General features: G+C 56.5%; 18 protein-coding genes and 2 pseudogenes. 12 read left to right on the top strand and 8 right to left on the bottom strand.

Going from position 1 to position 21894, the window contains the following annotated elements:
* Window positions 1-138: 138 nt before the first annotated feature.
* A complete protein-coding gene (locus K6958_RS17305; RefSeq protein WP_249892266.1) occupies window positions 139-1458 on the top strand; it encodes an MFS transporter in 1320 nt (439 codons plus the stop codon).
* Here K6958_RS17305 and K6958_RS17300 read toward each other — a convergent pair whose 3' ends face one another.
* From K6958_RS17300 to K6958_RS17280, 5 genes and pseudogenes are all read right to left on the bottom strand, one after another.
* On the bottom strand, window positions 1459-2448 hold the full coding sequence (locus K6958_RS17300) for a Csu type fimbrial protein (protein WP_249892265.1): 990 nt from the start codon (window positions 2446-2448) through the stop codon (window positions 1459-1461).
* A pseudogene (locus K6958_RS17295) lies at window positions 2445-4895 on the bottom strand (fimbria/pilus outer membrane usher protein). The gene K6958_RS17300 and the pseudogene K6958_RS17295 overlap by 4 nt, the downstream one beginning before the upstream one ends.
* Window positions 4896-4898: 3 nt before the next feature.
* Window positions 4899-5606: a fimbrial biogenesis chaperone gene (locus tag K6958_RS17290; protein WP_249892264.1), complete on the bottom strand. Its 708-nt coding sequence runs from the start codon at window positions 5604-5606 to the stop codon at window positions 4899-4901.
* 20 nt (window positions 5607-5626) lie between these two features.
* Entirely contained in the window at window positions 5627-6112 is a 486-nt protein-coding gene (locus tag K6958_RS17285; protein WP_249894723.1) for a Csu type fimbrial protein, read from the bottom strand.
* A gap of 67 nt (window positions 6113-6179) precedes the next feature.
* A complete protein-coding gene (locus K6958_RS17280) occupies window positions 6180-6749 on the bottom strand; it encodes a Csu type fimbrial protein (RefSeq protein ID WP_249892263.1) in 570 nt (189 codons plus the stop codon).
* Between the two features lie 717 nt (window positions 6750-7466).
* On the opposite strand from K6958_RS17280, the gene K6958_RS17275 reads away from it, so the two are divergent.
* Window positions 7467-9551: a putative bifunctional diguanylate cyclase/phosphodiesterase gene (locus K6958_RS17275; protein WP_249892262.1), complete on the top strand. Its 2085-nt coding sequence runs from the start codon at window positions 7467-7469 to the stop codon at window positions 9549-9551.
* 98 nt (window positions 9552-9649) lie between these two features.
* Window positions 9650-11059, top strand: coding sequence for an aminotransferase-like domain-containing protein (locus tag K6958_RS17270; RefSeq protein ID WP_249892261.1), 1410 nt, complete (start codon window positions 9650-9652; stop codon window positions 11057-11059).
* A gap of 16 nt (window positions 11060-11075) precedes the next feature.
* Here K6958_RS17270 and K6958_RS17265 read toward each other — a convergent pair whose 3' ends face one another.
* Window positions 11076-11240, bottom strand: a complete 165-nt coding sequence (locus K6958_RS17265) for a YlaC family protein (protein WP_249892260.1) — start codon at window positions 11238-11240, stop codon at window positions 11076-11078.
* A 197-nt stretch (window positions 11241-11437) separates the two neighbouring features.
* Here K6958_RS17265 and K6958_RS17260 point away from each other — a divergent pair, with 197 nt between their 5' ends.
* Window positions 11438-12043, top strand: coding sequence for a hypothetical protein (locus tag K6958_RS17260; protein ID WP_249892259.1), 606 nt, complete (start codon window positions 11438-11440; stop codon window positions 12041-12043).
* Between the two features lie 108 nt (window positions 12044-12151).
* Here K6958_RS17260 and K6958_RS17255 read toward each other — a convergent pair whose 3' ends face one another.
* Entirely contained in the window at window positions 12152-12772 is a 621-nt protein-coding gene (locus tag K6958_RS17255) for a response regulator transcription factor (RefSeq protein WP_249892258.1), read from the bottom strand.
* Between the two features lie 855 nt (window positions 12773-13627).
* On the opposite strand from K6958_RS17255, the pseudogene mdcA reads away from it, so the two are divergent.
* The 8 genes and pseudogenes from mdcA (at window position 13628) to mdcH (ending at window position 20689) form a co-directional block, all read left to right on the top strand.
* A pseudogene (mdcA, locus tag K6958_RS17250) lies at window positions 13628-15283 on the top strand (malonate decarboxylase subunit alpha).
* The gene (locus tag K6958_RS17245; RefSeq protein WP_249892257.1) at window positions 15283-16143 is read left to right on the top strand and encodes a triphosphoribosyl-dephospho-CoA synthase; all 861 of its coding nucleotides are present in this window, start codon (window positions 15283-15285) and stop codon (window positions 16141-16143) included. The pseudogene mdcA and the gene K6958_RS17245 overlap by 1 nt, the downstream one beginning before the upstream one ends.
* A gap of 7 nt (window positions 16144-16150) precedes the next feature.
* On the top strand, window positions 16151-16450 hold the full coding sequence (mdcC, locus tag K6958_RS17240) for a malonate decarboxylase acyl carrier protein (RefSeq protein ID WP_249892256.1): 300 nt from the start codon (window positions 16151-16153) through the stop codon (window positions 16448-16450).
* Window positions 16443-17276 carry a biotin-independent malonate decarboxylase subunit beta gene (locus tag K6958_RS17235; protein WP_249892255.1) on the top strand — a complete coding sequence of 278 codons (834 nt, stop codon included), beginning with the start codon at window positions 16443-16445 and terminating at the stop codon, window positions 17274-17276. Before mdcC ends, K6958_RS17235 begins: the two co-directional genes overlap by 8 nt.
* Window positions 17273-18073, top strand: coding sequence for a biotin-independent malonate decarboxylase subunit gamma (mdcE, locus tag K6958_RS17230; RefSeq protein ID WP_249892254.1), 801 nt, complete (start codon window positions 17273-17275; stop codon window positions 18071-18073). Before K6958_RS17235 ends, mdcE begins: the two co-directional genes overlap by 4 nt.
* Before the next feature lie 127 nt (window positions 18074-18200).
* Entirely contained in the window at window positions 18201-19160 is a 960-nt protein-coding gene (locus tag K6958_RS17225) for an AEC family transporter (RefSeq protein ID WP_249892253.1), read from the top strand.
* Between the two features lie 3 nt (window positions 19161-19163).
* On the top strand, window positions 19164-19790 hold the full coding sequence (locus K6958_RS17220) for a malonate decarboxylase holo-ACP synthase (protein WP_249892252.1): 627 nt from the start codon (window positions 19164-19166) through the stop codon (window positions 19788-19790).
* Complete coding sequence (gene mdcH / locus K6958_RS17215; RefSeq protein WP_249892251.1) at window positions 19787-20689, top strand: malonate decarboxylase subunit epsilon; 903 nt, start codon at window positions 19787-19789, stop codon at window positions 20687-20689. The genes K6958_RS17220 and mdcH overlap by 4 nt, the downstream gene beginning before the upstream one ends.
* Here mdcH and K6958_RS17210 read toward each other — a convergent pair.
* Window positions 20655-21605 carry a LysR family transcriptional regulator gene (locus tag K6958_RS17210; RefSeq protein ID WP_249892250.1) on the bottom strand — a complete coding sequence of 317 codons (951 nt, stop codon included), beginning with the start codon at window positions 21603-21605 and terminating at the stop codon, window positions 20655-20657. The genes mdcH and K6958_RS17210 overlap by 35 nt on opposite strands.
* Window positions 21606-21894: the final 289 nt, after the last annotated feature.

Raw genomic sequence — 21894 nt, 5'->3', positions numbered from 1 at the left:
CCGAGTAAAATAGGCCAATGGCGACCTTGTTAAATAAAAGTTACTAAACCGATCGTTTTGTAAACTGAAATGGTGACAGTAATCACGTTATAATGGCAAAAATCGGGCTACAAGAGGGAAAAACACAAGGAAGCCGGTATGAACGTAGCCAGAAATTTACAAAGCCCACGCCGCAGCGCTGCTAAAACCATTTTTAGCGTAACCAGCGGCAATTTTCTCGAAATGTATGATTTTATGGTGTTCGGCTATTATGCCAGCGCCATCGCTAAAACTTTCTTTCCCGGCGACAACCCATTCGCCTCGCTAATGTTGACGCTGATGACTTTCGGGGCAGGTTTTCTGATGCGCCCGCTGGGCGCGATCGTGCTGGGTGCCTATATCGATCATCATGGCCGCCGCAAAGGACTGCTGCTTACGCTGGGGCTGATGGCGTTGGGCACGCTCACCATCGCCTGCGTGCCGGGCTACGCCACCCTTGGCGCCGCCGCGCCGATGCTGATCCTGCTGGGGCGCCTGCTGCAGGGTTTTTCCGCTGGCGTCGAACTGGGCGGCGTCTCGGTCTATCTTTCTGAAGTTGCGCCGAAAGGGCGTAAAGGTTTTTATGTTAGCTGGCAGTCCGGCAGCCAGCAGATCGCGGTGATTTTTGCCGCGCTGCTTGGCCTGCTGCTTAACCATCTGTTAGCGCCGCAGCAGGTGACCGAGTGGGGCTGGCGCATTCCGTTTGTCGTGGGCTGCCTGATTGTGCCGTTCCTGTTCTGGATCCGTCGCATGCTGGAAGAGACGGAGGCCTTCAGCCAGCGTAAGCAGCATCCTTCTATGGGTGCCATTGTACGCACGGTCGCCAGTAACTGGGCGCTGGTGCTGGCGGGCATGCTGATGGTGGTCACCACCACCGTGATGTTTTATATGATCACCGCCTTTACCCCGACCTTTGGCAAAACCGTGTTGATGATGAGCGATAAGCAGAGCTTCCTCGTCACGCTGTGCATCGGTCTCTCTAACCTAATCTGGCTGCCGCTAATGGGTGCGTTGTCCGATCGGGTGGGTCGTCGTCCGTTATTGATTACCTTTACCCTGTTGATGATATTAACCGCCTGGCCGGTGCTGCACTGGCTGGTGGGATCGCCTTCCTTCGCCCATCTGCTGGAGGCGGAATTGTGGCTCTCTTTTCTGTATGCCAGTTACAATGGGGCGATGGTGGTCTATTTGGCCGAGGTGATGCCCGCTGAGGTGCGCGCCAGCGGCTTCTCGCTGGCCTATAGCCTGGCGACCGCGCTGTTCGGCGGCTTTACCCCGGCCGTCTCCAGCTATCTTATTCATGCCACCGGCGATAAAGCGATGCCCGGCGTCTGGCTGACCTTCGCCGCGGTCTGCGGTCTGCTGGGTACGCTGCTTATCAAACGTTTGCTGAAGCAATATCAAATGCGTCAGCAGCACGTAACCGCCACCGCCCTCTGATCAGAACGCTAAATCCACTACCACGCTGTCGGTATAGTTTCCTGCCGGCGGCGTGTTTTGCGTGCTTAAGATACGCGCCGTGTAGGGGAAAGTCCGCGTGAGGCCATTGCTGCTCACGCTGGCGGCATTGACGCTCGACTGGCGTTCCGTACCGGCAGGTCCCCAGCGGTTGGTGCTGCTGCCTTTATAAATCTCATAGCTCAACCGATTTGTGCCGTTCGCCATATTGCGCATGCTGCCATTGGCGTTATTGCCGTTGCTTAATCCCACCGTGTAGGTGCTGCCTTTGGTACACACCACGCTGATCGACTGCGATATGGCAGAAAAGCTGCTGACCAGCGGCGCGCTGCCGAAGCTGATATTAGGCGCGGTAATAGTGGTGCAGTCGTTAGTGACGGTCAGGGTAACCGTAATAGGAATAGTGCCGGAGCCGTTTTGATCCTGACCCGCCAGGCAGAGGCCGAGCGCCGCAATGCCGGTACAGATACGGTACGTTACCGCCAGGTTCAGCGTACCGCTGTAGGTGCCGGCGGCGACCACCTGCCCGGGCACGGTGCGTAAATAGAGCGGAATCGAGAAGTTAAGCCCGCCAAGCAGGCCGATCAGGTTTACCAACTGTGCAGGGCTGTAGGTGATAGCCGCAGCGCCGATGGTCATCTCCGTGGCGCAGGTTGAGGCTGTACAGAGCTGTAGCGGAATGTTATCGCCGCCGCTGGCGCCCGCCAGCGTCAGCGTGCCGCGTGTGCCGGACACGTTAGAAGCGCTGGCGAGGCGCAGCGTAATATTATTGCCCGACAGTAACGACAGCACACTACCGGCGCCGCAGTTAACGTTAGCCGTAGTTGAGCTGGTGCTGGCGGTGCTGTTAATGGCGAAAGAGGTGACCGAACCGAAGCTGGCGGTAGACGCGGGCAGGGTACAGGCCGCATGCAGCGTCCCGCTAAAGCCGCCCAGCAGCAGAGCTAAAAACAGCGCTGGCCGTATCGTCATGGCAAAATTCCTGCGGTTGAGTTAGTAGATGAGCTGTCCGGCACGTCGTCTGGCCGTTCCGGCAGCGGGCAAATCACCGGGCCGTAGACTTTCAGCGCCTGCGGTCGCCCCTGCGCCAGCGAGAGGTGGGTGATGCAGTGCCGTCCGTCGGGCGTGACTACCGTGATAGCGTTCTCGCTCTGAAGATTATCCAGCCAGGCCAGCCCGTCCCAGCCGACATACTCTGTCGGCTGGCCGGAACGTAGCACCTGACTGGAAACCGGCAGCGGTTCGCCGTGCTGGTTGTACAGAATTACGCTTGCGGCGCGCAGCGGCTCAATCGAGAAGCGCAGCAGGAAGCCGCTCTGACGTTTCACCGCAAAGCGCTGCTCCACGCGCGGCACCGTCATATCTGCCGGTAAATCGAGCGCGTCGATATCATACTTCGCCGGATAGTAAGAGCTGATACGCGGCACCAGCAGGTAGCCGTCGCGGTCCGTGCGGCCCATCACCTGGTTTTCATAGCGCACCGTCACGTCCGGATAACCGGTTTTGACCAGCACAAACGCATCGCTCACTTCGTTGGCGGCAAACAGGCGGCTATCCATCAGCACCAGCGAACCGGTAACATCTGCCCATTCGGTGCGGTTATCGCTGTCACCGTAAAAGCCGGTAGAGGTATCGATCTTCTGGTTGCGCCAGCGCAGGCTGCCCTGGCGATAATCGCCGCCGCTGTTCTGATTGGCCCAGGAGGCGTCCCAGGCGAAGCCGCCGTCGCTGGGCATCGCCCGCGACAGATAAACGCGCTGCGCATTACCGCCCTGCTGATCGCGTTCAAAACTGAGGCTGGCGTTGCTGTGCTCGCCGAAGGGGATAATCAATGAAACTGCGCCGGTCCATGCGCCGCTGCTAACATCACGCGTGGCGGCCACGTACAGGCTGCTATTACCCCAAAGGTTTTTGCTCCAGGAGAGGTTCCAAAGGCGCGTGCGATCGCCGCTGCCGCTGGTGATGTCAATAAAGGCGGCGCCAAGACTGCCGAGGCGGTTTAGCGACACGCTGGCATTGTACTGGGCGCTACGACGGCTTAACGACCAGGTAATATCGTTGGTATTGGTACTGCGGGTGCTATACAGCGCCAGATCGGCGAAATCCGTGCTGCGGATAGTATGCTGGGTGCCCAGGCTAAACCAGCGGTTGTTATATTGATAGCCCCAGCTGTACTGCGCTCCGCTGGTGCCATCCATCCGGCTTTGCGCCAGCGCGCCGTTTACCACGCCGAAAGCGCCCAGCCTGAGCTGCACGCCGCCGCCGCCCAGCGCCAGGCTGTCGGCACCTTCCGCATGGGTTTCCAGCGTCAGCCAGTTGGCCACGCCATAACGATAAGATCCGCTGGCGGCCGCCGTACCGTAATCAAAATTTTTGATACCGTAATTATTACGCAGCGCCCCGGCGGAAAAAGAGAAGTCGGAAAGGCCGGATTTGAGCAGATCGCTGGAGACATAAAACGGCAGGGACGTGCTGACCTGACGCCCTACTGCGTCAGTGGTCACTACTACCGCATCACCGGCACCGTTAACGAACGGCATATTATTCATCGTCCACGGGCCGGGCTGAACCTGATTACTGCTGGTGCGATAGCCATTGACGAACAGATCGACAGTGGAAGGTACCGCCGCCTGTCCGGCAAAGCTTGGCAGCGGCCAGGTCACCATATCCGGCCGTACGCTAAAATCACGCGCCAGCTGAATACCGCCCAGCCGGACGCTGCTGCTCCAGCCCAGCGCATCGGTGACCAGATCGCCAACGCGCCAGCTCAGGGCGCGGGTTTCATCTTCGTAGCTCCATCAGGTGTCGTAGCGCAGGTAACCATCGTTAAGATAGCCATTGCCGCTAAGCTGCTCTTGCCAGACGCCGTTAGAAGAAAACTGGCCCGCTGCACCGAACAGACGAAACTCATTCCACGCCGAAAGCCGGCTGCCCGCCTGACTGTTATGGCTGGTATAAAAATCGTAATTAAGCAGCGCGCCGGTACTGCTTTGCGCCGGATAGCGCTGGGCGTTATCTCTGCCGTTAAAGGTCTGTTCCGGCAGCCAGTCGGCGGGAACGGTCAGCAGCAGGCGCTGCCGCTGACTGTCATACTCCGCCTGAATTTTCGGCATGGCGGAGATATCCACCTCTGCGCCGTTGAGTTTTTCCGCAGGCAGCCCGGCCCGCCGTAAATCTCCGGCGCGCAGCCAGTAGTGCCCGTTGCGAAAGATCACCGGCACCACCTGGTCGCTCTCCTGCTGGTTCACCACCAGCCCCAGCATATATTGCGGGCTGGCGTTCTGTTGGCTGGACGCCGACGGCGGCGGCGGCAAAGAGGAAAAGGTTTCCGCGCCGCCGCTTAAGGGTAAAAGGCAGCCATAAAGGCCGACGACAGCCAGCGAGCCGCAGCGCAGCGCTGGCCAGCGAAGCAGGTTCATAAATTAATGGGCGCTGCTGGCGCTGCGCCAGCTTTTATTGTTTACCTCCGCGGAGAGCTGTGCGCCGGAAGCGGGAGCGAAAGAGAGCGGCCAGCGGTGACGGCTATTCGCCAGCACGTAACCAAACAATCCATCCCCCAGGGCGCGCCCGTTTAATGAGACATTGCTGAGCCGGGCGTGAATGGCGCCGCGGTTGTTCATTTCCAGCCAGCGCTGGCCGCCTTCCATTACCGTCCGCCAGCTCAGCTGTGGCAACGAGCTATCCGGCGACAGTCCGCTACCATACACGAACAGCGGAACTGAATAGCGCATCTGAAAGCGCAGCCCGGCCTGATTTTCTCCCGGCTGCTGCGGCGTCGGGATCTCATCCAACACCACGCGGTAAGCGACCTCTTGTCCGGCTGCGGGCGGCGTCATTTTAATCAGGCGCACCAGCTGTTTTTGCCCCGGCTCGATTCTCACCACCGGTGGGCTGGCCAGCACCTGCTGCTGGGTTTGATACTGTTCACGGCCCTCTACCTGTTGCCAGGCGAAGATGCGCACTTGCATGAGCGTGGTCGCTTTGCCGCGGTTCTCCAGCCACAGTTCGCTGGCCTTATCTTCGCTGATTATTTTGGGATCGATAGGCCAGATCATAACCGAATTGGCCGCATGGGCCAGCGGAGCGAGCAGCATAAAGAGAGCCATCATAAGCGTGCGAAAGAGCGTCATACCTAAATCCTTGTTATTTATTACCAGCTTAGCGTCACCGTTAGCGTATCGCTGTAACTACCGGGGCGTTGAACGCCGCTGAGCTGTAAACGGCCATAAATTGGCAAAGTAATGTTATTGGCATTGCTGTAGCTCAGCGCTACATTCTGATTAACCGGAATTTCGCTGGCGGCGCTGTAGCTGGCATTGGTATAGAGACGATAAGCCACCGTATTGTTAAAATTCGCCAGCTTCAGATTGCGCGTGGTGGTGTAATAGCTGCCGCCGTTAATGCTCATCGACAACGAGGTGCCGGGCGTACAGGCGATATTAATATTGCTGCTTTGCACATAGCTGGCGCTGATGGTGTTGGTTTCTACGCCCGATCGCGTCCCAAAATTAAGCGCGCCGAATACGCCGGTATTGGTGCCGGAAACCACGCAGCCGGCCACAATTGCCGCGCTCACCTGAAAGGTTTGCGTTGGCAATGCCAGAGCATAATTACCCGTTATCAGCGCCAATAGAATCGGCGGGCCATAACGGCCCGCTGCGCGCAGCCATTTCCACGACACGTTGCTTTTCCTGGCGGCGGTCTCAGTAGTTCACGGCAACGCTGATGGTATCGGTATAGGTGCCAGCCGGAATGGTGGCGTCAAATCCACCGCCAACAATGCGGCCAAAAATTTGGTAATTCTCACCCAGCGTAGGATCGGCCGTGCCGTTGGCGGGCAGGTTAGTATTATTCGCAATGGCGTTGGCAAAGCCTGCATCGCTGTAGAGGGTGTAAGAGATGCCCTGAGTATTATCGGATCCCAACAGCAGATAACGCGGCTGACCGGTCACTTCGCCATACACGGTCGCTGGCGCGGCATTGCTGCTGGTGACCTGCACATTATAGGTTTGGCCGGTGGTGCAGCGTACATAAATACCGGTGCCCGCCGCGCCGACCAACGTGGCGTTTAAGGTATCAAAGGTCGCAGCGCTGCTGCCAAAGTCCAACGTACCGAAGTTAACGCCGGTGGTGCCGGGCTGGCCGTTAACCAGACAGCCGGTGGTTAGCGTTAATGTTGCATTAATGGTGCCGGTGGTGGTGGCGGCAAAAGAGGATGTAGCGATAAGCGGAAGCGCGCAGCCGGCTACAGCCAGCAATAACTTCAGTTTCATAAATTTTCCTTACTGATAGCGATGGCGTAATGACGTTATCACCTGGTGTTCAGTAAAGAGCGTTACCCAAAAGCAATAAATACAAGAAAAAACCAAACGAAAAACAGCTTATCATCCAGAAAGTATGCTGGATTTAATTTTAAACCCTTTATATTAGCCACTTTTACTATATAGCAAGCTTCAGCAAAGCGGTAACCAGAAAGTTAAAATTTTAACGCTGCGGTTTTGTTGACAACCGGAAAGCCGCGTCACAAGGCTTATCTTCTCCCCTGTGGCTGATAATGAAAAGATCTCTTCTCGTAACATCTATCCGAAAGGAGAGATCAATGCTATTTTCTTTGATCGTTTGAGGGAATTCTCATTTTTATAGGTATAGATGGCGCTGTAACCCTGGAAAAACGGCGGTTATATTGCCTTTTTCTCAGTACAAAAACCGCTAAATTATAGTATGCGCAGTTAAAATTAACGTAATAATTCCCCAGGGAAACAAAAGTAAGTCTTATGTATTTGGGTGGCAGAAAAGCATGCCCGAGCCAGGCAGGGTGGCGCTCAGGCTGGGGATAATGCTGCTGTTCCCGATAAACTCTTTTATTTATAAAAATGGTAATAAGCATCGGGCTAACGTTGCCGATAATTTAGCCATAGCAAACCGTATAACGCTTGCTGTTGCTTTTTCACTTCCGCGCCTGCTGTAGGCGTTAACTGGCGGGTAGGCCTATGTTGGTAACTTCTTACGATACGGTGATGGTGATCGTCTCGATAATCGTGGCTTTCCTGGCGTCATATACCGCGCTGGATATGGCAGGTCGAGTGGTCAACAGCACCGGCAAAGCGGCGCAGGTATGGCTGCTTGGCGGTGGGTTTGCCATGGGTATCGGCATCTGGGCGATGCACTTTATCGGCATGCTGGCGATGCACATGCCGATGATGATGAGCTACGACGGCCCATTAACGCTGCTGTCGATGATTATCGCCATCGCCGCCTCGCTCTTTGCCTTGTGGATCGTCTGCTACGGCGATCTGCGCTGGTTGCGCTTAAGCTATGGCGCGCTGGTGCTGGGCAGCGGCGTGGCGGCGATGCATTACACCGGCATGGCCGCGCTGATGTTCGAGCCGGGAATTATCTGGGACTGGCGCTGGGTAGTTCTGTCGGTGCTTATTGCGCTGCTGGCGTCAGGTATCGCCCTGTGGCTGGCGTTCCGGCTGCGTAACGGCGCGGGCCGGCTGGCGTTGCTGCGTGCCGGCGCAGCGGTGGTGATGGGCTTCGCTATCGCCGGCATGCACTATAGCGGTATGGCCGCCGCCAGCTTTCCCACCCAGGGACATATGATGCATCATGGCGTCGACAGCGACTGGCTGGCAATTCTGGTAGCGGTGGTCACGCTTTCTATTCTAGGGATTACGCTATTGGTTTCGATGCTGGATGCGCGTCTGCAGGCACGCACTTCCATGCTGGCCTCTTCACTGGCGGAAGCTAACCGCGAGCTGGCGCAGCTGGCGTTGCAGGATAACCTGACGCGTCTGCCGAACCGTATTCTGCTGGAGGACCGGCTCGATCAGGCGATTAATAAGGCGACGCGGGAAAACACGCGTTTTGCGCTGATGTTTATGGATCTTGACGGCTTTAAGGCGATCAACGATGCCTTTGGCCATCATATCGGCGACAGCCTGCTGGTGGCGGTGACGGAACGTATGACCACCAATATCAGCGGACACTATACGCTGGCGCGATTGGGCGGTGATGAGTTTGTCCTGTTAATGGAGATCGAGGAGCCGAACGATGCCGCGGTTACTGCAGATGCGCTGGTTAAGCTGATTGAGAAGCCCTTTAACATTTCACGCTATGAACTGAACGTTTCGCTGAGTATCGGCATTGCGGTTTATCCGGGAGATGGTGTGGATGAACGTGAACTGATGTTTAACGCCGATGCCGCCATGTATCACACCAAAAATAACGGGCGCAACGGTTATTATTTCTTCCAGCCTTCAATGAACACCATTGCGCAAAACCAGCTTCAGCTGATCAACGATTTATGGCTGGCGCTGGATAGCGATGAGCTGCGCCTGTTCTACCAGCCGAAATATACGGCGCCAAGCGGGCCGATTGTCGGCTTTGAAGCGCTGCTGCGCTGGCAGCACCCACGGCGCGGCCTGCTGACGCCGGATCTATTCCTGCCGCTGGCGGAAAAAAGCGGCCTGATTATTAGCGTTGGCAATTGGGTGATTAACGAAGCGTGCCGCCAGCTGCACGAATGGCGTCAACAGGGCCATAAAAACTGGTCGGTGGCGGTTAATCTGTCGGCGCGGCAGTTTGAACAGAACAGCCTGGTGGATACCGTAGTGACGGCGCTGGAAAAACATCAAATCCCACCGCATCTGCTGACGCTGGAGGTGACGGAAACTACCGCGATGCTCAATCCCGACGAAAGCGTACGCATTCTTACCGCGCTGACCGACCTCGGCGTAAACGCCTCGATTGATGACTTTGGTACCGGCTATTCCAGCCTGCTTTACCTGAAACGTCTGCCCGCCAGCGAGTTGAAAATCGATCGCGCCTTTGTCAACGAACTTAGCGAGAACAGCGGAGACGCCACTATTGTCTCGGCGATCGTGGCGTTGGCGCAGTCGCTTAATCTTAAGGTGGTGGCGGAAGGGGTAGAGACGCCTGAGCAACAGGCCTTCTTAACCCATCTCGGCTGTGACAGTTTGCAGGGCTACCTGCTGGGGAAACCGATTCCTCCCGATCGCATTAATGAGCTAAAGGAATATATTAAAACTACCGATTCCACTCCGGTCGCCTGAGGCTGACCGGCAGTGAGAAAAGCGCGGCTGACATATCGGCCGCGCGCCGAAAAAACTATAATAGTCGTCCTTTATTCTTCCGGGACCTGTAACAGTTTATGGCGAAATACCTTCAGCTGGTGGAGCAAATCCAGGCGCAAATTGATGCCGAAGTCTGGCTGCCAGGCGAAAAACTTCCTTCGCTACGCGATCAGGTTAGCCTGAGCGGCATGAGTCTGATGACGGTAATGCATGCTTATCAGGTGCTGGAAAGTCAGGGCACCATCGTTTCACGTCCGCAATCCGGCTACTATGTCGCGCCGCGCGCCGAATTTCTTAGCCAGCCGGTTAACCATCAAAAGGTGCAGCTGGCGGAAGCGGTCGATATCAATTCCTTTATTTTCGACGTATTACAGGCCTGCCGCGATCCGTTGATGATCCCGTTCGGCTCCGCCTTTCCCGATCCGGAGCTTTTTCCGCAGCGGCAGCTGATGCGTGCGCTGAATAATGTTTCCCATAGCCTGACGCCGGGCGACGCCATCAATAACCTGCCGCCGGGCAATGAAGCGCTGCGCAAAACGCTGGCGCGCCGCTATGCGCAGCAGGGCATCGCCGTCTCGCCGGATGAAATTGTGATTACTAACGGCGCGATGGAGGCGCTCAACCTGAGTCTGCAGGCGGTTACCGAACCGGGTGACTGGGTGGTGGTGGAAAACCCGACCTTTTATGGCGCGCTGCAGGCCATTGAGCGCTTAAAACTGAAGGCGGTGGCCATCGCCACCGATCCGCAGCACGGCATGGATTTAAACGAGCTGGAGCAGGCGTTAAAACGCTGGCCGATTAAAGCCTGCTGGTTGATGACCAACCAGCAAAATCCGGTGGGTTTTACCCTAAGCCGGGAGAAAAAAAGATCGCTGGTAGCGCTGCTGGCGACGCATCAGGTGGCGCTGATCGAGGATGACGTTTACAGCGAACTTTACTTCGGCGCCGATAAGCCGTTGCCGGCAAAGGCGTTCGATCGCCATGGCAGCGTACTGCACTGCTCATCCTTTTCCAAAAATTTAGTGGCGGGTTTTCGCGTGGGCTGGGTGGCGGCAGGCAAACAGGCGCAGCGTATTCAGCGTCTTCAGCTAATGAGTACGCTTTCCACCAGTGCGCCGATGCAGCTGGCGTTGGCGAATTATCTGGGAACCCGTAGCTATGACAGTCATCTGCGCAAGCTGCGTCAGGTACTGGAACAGCGTAAAAATCTGGCCCGGCAGTCGCTTAAGCGTCATTTGCCGTACGGGGCTAAAATCAACGATTCGCGCGGCGGCTACTTTCTGTGGATTGAACTACCGGGGCAGGTAAATGCAACGCAGCTCTATTACCGCGCGCTGGAACATAATATCAGTATCGCCCCGGGCAGCATGTTTTCCTCGGGGCAGCAGTATGCCAACTATTTCCGCTTTAACACATCCTGGCCGTGGGACAGCGCGCAGGAAGCCGCTGTGGCCATCCTGGGAGGGTTGATCGCCGCCATGATGTAATGGCGGCAAATCAAGATCACACGCTGTCGGCGGGCTTATTGCCCCAGGTCAGATGATAGACATCATAAAAATCGACTTCGTCTTTCAGCGTCATCAGCTTATGAATGCCCGCTTTAACGTGCTCCGGCGTAGAGGGATGGTTAAGAATATCGTTCACCGCTGCGTCTGGCAGGGTACGCACGTAATACCCTGTGCCGTTGTAGCGTTAATTTACGACGGGTAAAGAGCCAGGAAAGCCATTTCCAGCCGGATGGGATAAAAATTTGAGTTAAGTATTGAAAATAAAAGATTTTTGTGAGGTGGAAGCCATTCTTGCTATTGCAAAGTCATGGGCTTTTGCCACAATCAATTAACATTGCGACCAACAGGAGGCGTAGTATGTTTCCCTCATCGTGCAGTCTTTTGGCTATGATGTCATTTGCGGCAGGCACTCTGTTTGCAGGGACGTCCAACAACCCGCAGCATCTTATGCTGGCTATGCCTTCAAACGGTATTCCAAATAATCCGTTGCCGCTGATTATCTATCCGCGCGTGGTGCCGAATGATGTCGAGGATATTGCGGCCTGGTTCGAACAGCGTTTTGCAGAGAACCACTGGCCGCCACGCTGGCGTTCACCCATATTTCCTTATACTCACTATCACTCTAACTGCCATGAACTGCTGGGCGTCGGCGCTGGCTGGGCTGAAGTACTGTTTGGCGGCGAAAGCGGGCGAATGGTAACGCTGCGTATGGGCGATGCGGTGCTTATCCCTGCGGGCGTGGGTCATCAACAGATTGCGGCCAGCGAAGATTTCTTCACCGTTGGCGCTTACCCGGCGGGCATGGAGCCTGATACGTTGCGTGATGACAAAAATATTCTGGAACGCTCCCTGAACACAATTAAACGGGTGCCGTTACCGCAGTTCGATCCGCTTACCGGCGGCGAAGGCGCGGTCACTGACTTTTGGCATCCCGTCGCGCAACAACAAACTCATCACAGCTAAACCACGGGCGGGGCGGCATAACGGGCTGCCCGCTCGGGTTAAATTTACCGAAGACATGGCGTGGTGTTATCGTAAGAATTAAAGCGAATCTTGTGCGTTATTTACCGGTTAAACCAGGTAGTTTCTTTTAGCGACTTCATTAATATCAACCACGCTTTTGATACCCAGCTTACGCAATATTTTAATTTTATAAGTGCTGATGGTTTTATTGCTAAGTGAAAGCTGCAAGGCTATTTCTTTATTGGAGTAGCCTGCGGCCAGTTTCCTGAGCACCATTAACTCACGGCGGGAGAGCGTCATTAATTTTTCGCTTTCCGGATGCAGCGATTTTACTTCGGTATTATGCGAGCAGGGATAGAATTTAATGCCTTTCTCCATGCTGCGGATTGCCTGTAGCAGTTGCGTAATATCATGGTTTTTACACAGGTAGCCGTCAACGCCCAGCAGCAGACAGCGTTGCATATGGAACTCGCTTTCGGAGGCGGTTAATACGATAATCTTCTGTTGTGCGTTAACGCGTTTCAGGCTTTCAATGACCTGCATCCCGTCCCTGCCGGGGATATTGAGATCCATAATAACCAGGTCGGGACGATGCAGGCCGACATCCGCAATCACCGACACGCCATCCTGCGCGATACCGGCAATGGTATAGCCATTAGCACGTAAATAAGCCTTAATGCCGGAGCAGATAAATGGGTGGTCATCCACAATAAATACACTGTTAATCATAATTAATCCTGAGTGATATTATAAAACCTATAAAAATAATATTTATTAGTGCGTTTTTTAGCGTAACCAGTGAAGCATTATAGCGACCTGGATAATCCATCAATGTGAGAATTGTCTCTAATTAAGCCGCAGTGCTGATGCGCAATAATTGCCTATTCTTAACCACTAAATACAATAATTAGTGAGATTTTGTCGATGATAAGGCTTTTTCCTTCTGATAGGATTAAAACCCTTGTGAAATCAAATTAGAGAAAAATGGGAACTATTTCTTTCTTGCCAGATATTGATTGACAACAGTATTCAAAGAAAATAAGTAAGTCTTTAACGCTCATCTATAAAAGGTATTATTAATTGTGCCTGGATAATTTAACTCAGAGTGGATAATAAATATTATGCCTGCGGTTATTTTACCTCTGGTAAGGAGAGAGGCGAGTTATCAACAAATAATTGCGCCAGTCCGGGGAAGGCGGAAGGCGCGTCAGCAACCCTAAAGCGGTTACACTTAAGCCTTGGCGATCTTACTGGAAAAATCTTTACGCTGCGCTTTTATGAGGCATAGCCGTTTAGCGTAATGATTCTGTGAATTCTACCCAGTGAGCAGAGGAGACAGAGCAATGATGCTGGTAAGGCAGGTAAGCTATTAACGTTATGTGTGTTAGGCAGATAACGTTAATACCCCAACGGTTAGCAGGGTTAAAAGCGTTATAACCCGTTTAAGGTACACCAAACGCGGAAAAATTCCATTACTCTCAGGCTAATGTTTTAACGTCCGCCTTAATTGATGCTTCTGCCCAACAGGCAGAGACTTTCCCCTGTCGATTTTAGTTAAGTCACTATCAAGCCAGGAGGTTAGCCATGTTGCCTGAAGCATCGGCAGGCCGCGTCTGGGATACGCGTCGCACTGAGAAACAACGACGCATCGCATCACTCTCTATCCCAGGTAAAGTTCTGCCCACCCATGATTTACCCACCGTTCTGGAAAAACTGATTGCCCCCGGCGACCGCGTGGTGCTGGAAGGGAATAACCAGAAACAGGCCGATTTTTTGTCACGCATGCTGGCAGAGGTTAATCCGCAAAAGTTACACGATCTGCATATGATTATGCCGAGCGTGAGCCGCAGCGAGCATCTGGATCTTTTCGAAAAGGGCATCGCCCGTAAGCTCGATTTCTCTTTTTCCGGCACGCAAAGCCTGCGTATCTCGCAGCTGCTGGAAGATGGGCAGTTGGAAATCGGCGCTATTCACACCTATATCGAACTCTATGCCCGCCTTTATGTTGATCTGGTGCCGAATGTCGCGCTGGTTGCCGGCTTCAAGGCGGACCGCCAGGGCAACCTGTACACCGGTCCCAGCACGGAAGATACCCCGGCGCTGGTCGAAGCTGCCGCCTTCCGTAACGGTATTGTTATCGCTCAGGTCAATGAGCTGGTGGATGACGTTAGCGATCTGCCGCGCGTCGATATCCCCGGTTCGTGGATCGACTATGTAGTAGTGGCTGACCAACCGTTCTTTATTGAACCGCTGTTTACTCGCGATCCGCGCCTGATTAAACAGGAACATATCCTGATGGCGATGATGGCGATTAAAGGCATCTATGCCGAGCATCAGGTATAGTCGCTGAACCACGGCATCGGCTTTAATACCGCCGCCATTGAGCTACTGCTGCCGACCTACGGCGAAAAGCTGGGGCTGAAAGGCAAAATTTGTAAACACTGGACGCTGAACCCGCATCCAACGCTGATTCCGGCCATTGAAAGCGGCTGGGTGGACAGCATTCACAGCTTCGGCAGTGAACTGGGGATGGAAAACTACATCGCCGCGCGTCCCGATATTTTCTTTACCGGTGCCGACGGTTCAATGCGCTCTAACCGCGCCTTCTGTCAGCTGGCTGGCCAGTATGCGGTCGATATGTTTATCGGCTCAACGCTGCAGGTCGACGGCTATGCCAACTCGTCAACCGTTACCCGCGGCCGTCTTTCCGGCTTCGGCGGCGCGCCGAATATGGGACACGATCCGCACGGACGTCGGCATGCCACACCGGCCTGGCTGGCGATGATCGATAAGCCCGACCCAATGGTGCGCGGCCGCAAACTGGTAGTACAGATGGTAGAAACCTTCCAGGCAGGCGGCAAGCCGACCTTCGTTGAAAAACTGGATGCCGTTGATGTGGCGAAAGCCTCGGGGATGCCGCTGGCGCCGGTCATGATTTACGGCGACGACGTTACCCATGTTCTGACCGAGGAAGGTATTGCTTATCTCTACCGCGCCGAATCGATGGAAGAACGTCGGGCAATGGTGGCGGCGGTTGCCGGGATTACCGACATCGGTCTGGGCGTTGATGCCCAGCGCGTCGCGAAACTGCGTCAGGGAGGCAAAATCGCCTGGCCGGAAGATTTAGGCATTCGCCGTAGCGAAGCCAGCCGTTCGCTGCTGGCCGCAGGCAGCGTGGCGGACCTGGTGGAATGGTCCGGCGGCCTTTATAACCCACCGGCTAAATTCCGGAGCTGGTAATGGCAACCCAACCGCAACTCTCACCGCAGCGTGCCGAAACGCTGGCCTTACGGCTGGCAGAGCAGGCGACCGCCGCCCTGATCGCGGAAGCGCGATTGACGCCGAAGCCGGGTCTGGTTGACGGGCGCGGCAGCGGGGCGCATCAGGATTTAAACCTGGCGCTGATGGAGCGATCCGCCCACGCGTTGCAGCCGACCTTTTATGCGCTGGCGTTATACAGCTGGCTGCGACCAGCAGATGTTGCGCTGCGTCAGCAGGTCGGCGAGCTGGGGCGTAGCGGCGAAGCGCAGATGATGGCCGCCACGCAGGGGGTAAACACCCACCGCGGCGCTATTTGGGCGCTGGGGCTATTGGTCAGCGGCGCGGCCATGCTGAACGGCAAAGCGACCGCCACGGCGGTTTGCCAGGCTGCCGCCGCGCTGGCCCGTCTGCCGGACGAACGCGCCCCGCGCAGCTTCAGTAAAGGGTTGCGGGCCACGCAGCGTTATCGGGTGCCCGGCGCGCGCGAAGAGGCGCAGCAGGCCTTTCCGCACATTATCCAGCTGGCTTTACCGCAGCTGCGGCGCAGCCGGGCGGCAGGCGCCGCGGAAGCGGAAGCGCGTATTGACGCCCTGATGGCGATCATGACCTCGCTGAGCGATACCTGCGTGCTGTCGCGCGCCGGCCTGACCGGGCTACAGACGATGCAGCAGGGCGCGCAGCAGGTGCTGGACCTCGGCGGCTGCGCCACCGCTGCCGGAGGCCAGGCGCTGGCCCGTCTTGATGCCGCGATGCTGAAGCTGAACGCTTCGCCGGGCGGCGCGGCCGATCTGCTGGCGGCCACGCTGTTTCTCGATGGTATTTGCTTACCTACAGATTGAGGATGTTATGGAACAAATCACACTTTCTTACCCCGCCACTCGCACCCTGTATGGCCGTGCGCTGGCTGGCGTTGTGGGCTCCGGTGATATGGAAGCCCTGTTTGTCGCCGATCAAGGCGAAAGGCTGGAAGTCAGCATCACGACTTCGATTGTTAATTTTGAAGCACGCTGGCGCGCGTTGTTTGACCGTCTCAGTACGCTGACCGAGCTGCCGTCAGGTCAGCTGACGATCCATGATTTTGGCGCTACGCCGGGCGTTGCGCGTATTCGTATCGAACAGGTATTTGAGGAGGCGGCTGATGCGTAACGATAGCAGTTTTATTGAACTGCGGGCGCGTGAACGTGCACGCCTGCTGCTGGATGAGGGTAGTTACCGCGAACTGCTCGATCCGTTCGACGGCGTTATGTCGCCGTGGCTGCCGATGCAGGGCATCGTGCCGCAGGCCGATGACGGCATGATCGTCGCCAAAGGCACAATAGAGGGCAAGCCCACGGTGGTGATCGCTATCGAAGGCACCTTTCAGGGCGGCAGCATGGGTGAAGTCTCCGGCGCGAAAATGGCGGCGGCGTTAGAGCTGGCGGCGGAAGATCATCGTCGCGGCGTACCGACGCAGGCGGTGCTTTGTCTGGAAACCGGCGGCGTACGCCTGCAGGAAGCTAACCTGGGCCTGGCGGCGATTGCGGACATTCATGCAGCGATTGTCGATCTGCGTCGCTATACCCCGGTAGTGGGCGTGATTGCCGGTACCGTGGGCTGCTTTGGCGGGATGTCGATTGCCGCTGGCCTGTGCAGCACGCTGATCGTGACCCGTGAAGCGCGTCTGGGGCTGAACGGTCCGCAGGTTATCGAACAGGAAGCGGGCATTGAAGAATATGACTCGCGCGATCGTCCATTTATCTGGCGGATGACCGGCGGTGAGGCACGCTATCGCAGCGGGCTGGCCGACGTGCTGGTTAATGATGGCGTACATGCGGTGAAAGAGGCGGTAACCCAGGCGCTGATGCGCGGCGTTCCGGCGCAGCACCGCACCGATAACTATCAGGACATGCTGGCGCGGCTGAATAAAGTGGATACCACTCAACAGCCAGAAACTGAACAGATTCAACAATTTTTTGCGGGGGATGCGCTATGAAAACCAACAGTCGTGGCGAGATTTGGCTATCGCTGCTGAGTCAGGACGCGCCGCGTTTAGGCGGCCTGTGTCCGTCGGTGCAGGTGGCGGATGCCGAGCTGGACGGTGAAAGCGTGCGTTATATCGCTGTGGTACCCGATGAAAACAACCATTTTCCGCGCGCAGCGGGAGGGGAAGTCGGCCTGCTGGAAGGCTGGACGCTGGCGAAAGTGGTGCATGAAACCATTGCCGCCGATGAGCAGGCGGAACGTAAACGCCCAATCGTGGCGGTGATTGATGTGCCGAGTCAGGCCTATGGCCGTCGTGAAGAAGCCTTTGGCATTCATCAGGCGCTGGCAGCCTCGGCGGCGGCCTGGGCGCAGGCGCGTCTGGCCGGCCATCCGGTCATTGGTCTGATCGTCGGCAAAGCGATGTCCGGCGCGTTTCTGGCGCACGGCTATCAGGCAAACCGGCTGATCGCTTTTAACGATCCCGGCGTAATGATCCACGCCATGGGGCAGGCGTCAGCGGCGCGTATCACGCTGCGCAGCGTGGAAGCGCTGATCGAGCTGGCCTCTACCGTGCCGCCGATGGCATATGACGTCAAAAACTTCCAGACGCTGGGCATCCTCGATGAAATGCTGAATATCGCCAAACCTGATGCCCCGGGCGAACAGGAAAAACAGCAGGTGACCGAGTCGCTGACTCGCGCCATTAAAGATGCGCGTGCGGGCGATCGCACTCTGAAGCATCGTCTACGTGGCGACAACCGCCGCAGCTCTGCGCTGGTGCGCGAACGTATGCGCGCGCACTGGTAATCATGTTAAGACAAACCTGCCAGGTCGATAGTGATGGGCACCTGTTGCCCATCCATATAAGTAGCCTGTAAAAATAATAAACCATCGCACCTGTGCTAATTACAACTCTTTGTTATACAGGTGAAATATGACTTACATTATTCTCCACGCACTTGCTCCTATATTCATCATTATGCTGTTAGGCTTTATGGCCGGTAAGGCAAAAATGGTGGATAACAAGAACGTCGCTTTACTGAATATTTTTGTAATGGATTTTGCTCTGCCGGCGGCGCTGTTTAGCGCTACCGTGCAGACACCATGGAGCGGTATTGTCGAACAGATGCCGCTGGTGGTGGTCCTGACGCTGGCGATGTGGATTACCTACGCTGTTATCTACTTTATCTGCATCAAGTGGTTCCATAAGTCGCCGCAGGATGCCGCCGTGCTGACATTGACGGTCGCGCTACCGAACTATGCCGCGCTGGGTCTGCCGATTTTGGGCAGCGTGTTGGGCGAAACCGGCGCCACTTCGCTTTCGGTTGCGGTCTCTATCGCCTGCGGCTCGGTGCTGATGACCCCCTTCTGCCTGCTGATTCTGGAGCGTGAAAAAGCGCGCACGGCGGGTACCGTACAGGGTTCTTCGTTGACTATGCTGCCGGTATTAATGTGGCGTTCAGTGAAAAAACCGATCGTCTGGGGTCCGTTGCTGGGCGTGGTGCTGTCGGCGCTGGGTGTTCATATGCCCGATCTGGTACTGACGGCGATCAAACCGCTGGGCCTGGCCGCAACTGCCGCTGCGCTGTTCCTCACCGGGCTGATTCTGTCGGCGCGTCAGCTGAAGCTGAACGGCGCGGTTGCGCTCTCCAGCGTGACTAAACTGCTGATCCAGCCGCTGATCGCCTGGGCGCTGGTGCTGATGATGGGCCTGCACGGTTCGCTGGCGATTACCGCGATCCTGATGATTGCGCTCTCTGCCGGTTTCTTCGGCGTAGTGTTCGGCAACCGGTTTGGCGTGCAGTCTCCTGATGCGGAAGCCGCCTTGCTGATCAGTTCCGTGCTCTGTATTGTCACATTGCCTTTATTTATCTCTTTAACTGCAGGAATGTAATTGATGTTACCGCGTCCCCACGACCTTATCTGGCTTAACGATCCGCAGGCGCTAACAGGCGATCTGCCTGAATGGGTCGCGCAGCAGTGGCGGCCCGCGCTGCCGCTGGTGGTGCGCCGGGACAGGCACCCGGCCGGATTGATCGCCGTGGGGATCCGCGGTATGGGACGTGAACGGCGCGCCGCAGCCTGGCTGCCCGCCGAGGCGATTGTACGCTGCGTGACGCCGGAATCGCTGGTGGATCTGGCACAGCTGCTGCGTTCCGCTTTTGTTTCGCAGCAGCCGGTTCAGGCGGCGATCCTGCTGGCGCAGCAGTCATGGCCGTGGCCGTGGGGCGTGACCGGCAGCTGCGGCTATGCGCTGGCCACCGATGTGCCGGTGCTGCACAGCGCCAGCGATCTCGATCTGTTGATTCGCGCGCCGCAGCCCTTGCCGCCCGCCGCGTTTCAGCGCTGGCAGCAGCAGGTTTCGCGCCTGCCGTGCCGGGCGGACACCCAGGTAGAAACGCCCAACGGCGCTTTTGCCCTGAATGAGTGGCTGCGCGATGGACGGGCGCTGCTGAAAACCAACCGGGGGCCGCGGCTGGTGAGCAATCCCTGGCAGGCGAAAATGGAGGAATCAGACCGATGAAAATAATGTTTATGTTTCCCGGGCAGGGGCCGCAGCGTGTAGGCATGCTACAAGGATTGCCGGACAACGATCGCCTGCTGCAGGAAGCCAGCGCAGCGCTCAATGAAGAGGCCGCGCAGCTGGATAGCGAACAGGCGCTGCGTCATACTCGCGCCGTCCAGCTTTGCCTGCTGATCGCCGGAGTCGCCTGGGCGCGTGAACTGGCGCGTCAGGGGCTGGAGCCAGATATGGTTAGCGGTCTCTCCATCGGCGCTTTTCCGGCGGCGGTGGTGGCTGGCGCCCTGGATTTCGCCGATGCGCTGCGGCTGGTGGCGCTGCGTGGCGAACTGATGGAGCAGGCGTATCCTTCCGGCTACGGCCTGACGGCGATTACCGGTCTGCGCCAGCGGGAGATTGAGCCGTTGCTGGGCGACTGTTATCTGGCGAACATCAATGCCGCTCAGCAGATGGTGATCGCCGGTAGTGAGACAGCGATGCAGCAGGTGGCGCAGCAGGCGGTAGCGCACGGCGCGCAAAAAGTTCATCGGCTGGCGGTTAGTGTGCCTTCGCACTGCGCGTTGCTGGACGAGCCAGCGCGTCAGCTGGCGCAGGCCTTTACGCAAGTGACTCTGACGCGTCCGCGCTGCGCTTATCTCAGCGGCAGCAGCGCACGTCTGCTGTGGCAGCCAACACAGATTGCCGATGATTTAGCGATGAATATGGCGCGCACCGTACGCTGGCATGAGGCGATGGAAGCCGCCAACGAACGCGACGTAGGACTGGCGCTGGAAATGCCGCCCGGTGCGGTGCTGACCGGGCTGGCGCGTGAACCGCTAACGCGTGGCGATGCGTTGTCGCTGGAGCAAGGGGGCGTCGCGCTGGCGCTTAAGCTGGCGCATCAGGCGCGCGTTCAGCGTTAGCCAGCACCTCGCGGGCGTACATCCGTCCTTCGGCCACCAGCGGCAGCAGATTGGGATCGTGTTCGCGATTGCGATCGAACACAATAGCGATCGACTGGCGCATCTGGTAAGGCTCCGCCAGCGGCAACAGCCGTACGCTGTTTTCATATACCCGTCGCATTCTGCCCGGCACCAGCGCAAAGCCGACGCCCGCCTGCACCAGGCTCAGCATGGAAAAAATATCGTTAACGCGCATCACGATATCGGCATCAAACCCCGCCACGCCGAACGCCTCCTGAAAGCCGTGGAAAGTGGCGAATCCTTCGGCCAGCGAGACAAATTTTTGCTGGCGATAATCTCGCAGGTCGGCGCTGGCGCCGTCCGTCAGTTTTGCCTCCCTGGGGGCGGCGAGAAAAATATTATCCTCAAACAGCGGCAACACCTCATGGCGCCGCCGGTCGATCTGGCTGTCGGTGACTGAGAGTAAAATCGCATCCAGCTCGCCCAGCTCCAGTTTCTTCAGCAGCAGTTGGTTAGAACCCATGGTCAAATCCAGCTCCAGTTCAGGGCGGCGCAGCTTCATGCCCATGATCAGGCGCGGCACGGTTTCCATCGTCAGCGAATAGAGCGTGCCGATACGCATGCGCTTTTGCCCCAGCCCGGCGGTCTGACGCGCGTCAAAGATCCCTTTCTCCATGGTATCTACCGCCTCCAGCGCATACTCCAACAGAGTATGGGCGGCAGGCAGCGGCTTCAGGCTGCGGCCCTGATGGATAAATAGCGGACAGCGTACATTCTCTTCCAGCGTGTGTAGAGCACGATGGACGCTAACACTGCTTAAACTCAGCTGTTCGGCGGTACGGGCAATATTGCCGCTGGCCATAAAGGCGATAAAAATTTCCAGTTTGCGAAAGCTAATGTCTGCATCAATTTTCATGCGTTGCCCTGTCTGGTCAATAAGTCAGTGTAAGCTGAAACAGCATAACGCGTTTAACCCGGCGGATTTTGATTTCCCCTGTGAAGGGTTGGGGATCGCGCTGGCGATTTAGCCCAACATAATAATGCATCCGCATTGCGGCAATCTGGCTTAAGTCTTTTTGTTAAGATCATTTCATCTGTAAATCACTGAAAATTTTATCAACCTTGCCGATATGAATGGCAAGAGTTCGCCCCCTAATGTGATAACGGGCAAATTGTTAAGTTTTCCTTTAGCGTAGCGCTGATCC

This window comes from Mixta hanseatica, assembly GCF_023517775.1.
In the GTDB taxonomy this organism is placed as follows: Bacteria; Pseudomonadota; Gammaproteobacteria; order Enterobacterales; family Enterobacteriaceae; genus Mixta; species Mixta hanseatica.
The sequence above is the reverse complement of the archived record's forward strand: the minus strand, read 5'-3'. Positions and strand labels throughout refer to the sequence as shown.

What these genes read in the sequence shown, in the direction of transcription:
- K6958_RS17305 (WP_249892266.1), top strand. Translation starts at nt 139, where the DNA reads ATGAACGTAGCCAGAAATTTACAAAGCCCACGCCGCAGCGCTGCTAAA.
- K6958_RS17300 (WP_249892265.1), bottom strand. Translation starts at nt 2,448, where the DNA reads ATGACGATACGGCCAGCGCTGTTTTTAGCTCTGCTGCTGGGCGGCTTT.
- K6958_RS17290 (WP_249892264.1), bottom strand. Translation starts at nt 5,606, where the DNA reads ATGACGCTCTTTCGCACGCTTATGATGGCTCTCTTTATGCTGCTCGCT.
- K6958_RS17280 (WP_249892263.1), bottom strand. Translation starts at nt 6,749, where the DNA reads ATGAAACTGAAGTTATTGCTGGCTGTAGCCGGCTGCGCGCTTCCGCTT.
- K6958_RS17275 (WP_249892262.1), top strand. Translation starts at nt 7,467, where the DNA reads ATGTTGGTAACTTCTTACGATACGGTGATGGTGATCGTCTCGATAATC.
- K6958_RS17270 (WP_249892261.1), top strand. Translation starts at nt 9,650, where the DNA reads ATGGCGAAATACCTTCAGCTGGTGGAGCAAATCCAGGCGCAAATTGAT.
- K6958_RS17260 (WP_249892259.1), top strand. Translation starts at nt 11,438, where the DNA reads ATGTTTCCCTCATCGTGCAGTCTTTTGGCTATGATGTCATTTGCGGCA.
- K6958_RS17255 (WP_249892258.1), bottom strand. Translation starts at nt 12,772, where the DNA reads ATGATTAACAGTGTATTTATTGTGGATGACCACCCATTTATCTGCTCC.
- K6958_RS17245 (WP_249892257.1), top strand. Translation starts at nt 15,283, where the DNA reads ATGGCAACCCAACCGCAACTCTCACCGCAGCGTGCCGAAACGCTGGCC.
- mdcC (WP_249892256.1), top strand. Translation starts at nt 16,151, where the DNA reads ATGGAACAAATCACACTTTCTTACCCCGCCACTCGCACCCTGTATGGC.
- K6958_RS17235 (WP_249892255.1), top strand. Translation starts at nt 16,443, where the DNA reads ATGCGTAACGATAGCAGTTTTATTGAACTGCGGGCGCGTGAACGTGCA.
- mdcE (WP_249892254.1), top strand. Translation starts at nt 17,273, where the DNA reads ATGAAAACCAACAGTCGTGGCGAGATTTGGCTATCGCTGCTGAGTCAG.
- K6958_RS17225 (WP_249892253.1), top strand. Translation starts at nt 18,201, where the DNA reads ATGACTTACATTATTCTCCACGCACTTGCTCCTATATTCATCATTATG.
- K6958_RS17220 (WP_249892252.1), top strand. Translation starts at nt 19,164, where the DNA reads ATGTTACCGCGTCCCCACGACCTTATCTGGCTTAACGATCCGCAGGCG.
- mdcH (WP_249892251.1), top strand. Translation starts at nt 19,787, where the DNA reads ATGAAAATAATGTTTATGTTTCCCGGGCAGGGGCCGCAGCGTGTAGGC.
- K6958_RS17210 (WP_249892250.1), bottom strand. Translation starts at nt 21,605, where the DNA reads ATGAAAATTGATGCAGACATTAGCTTTCGCAAACTGGAAATTTTTATC.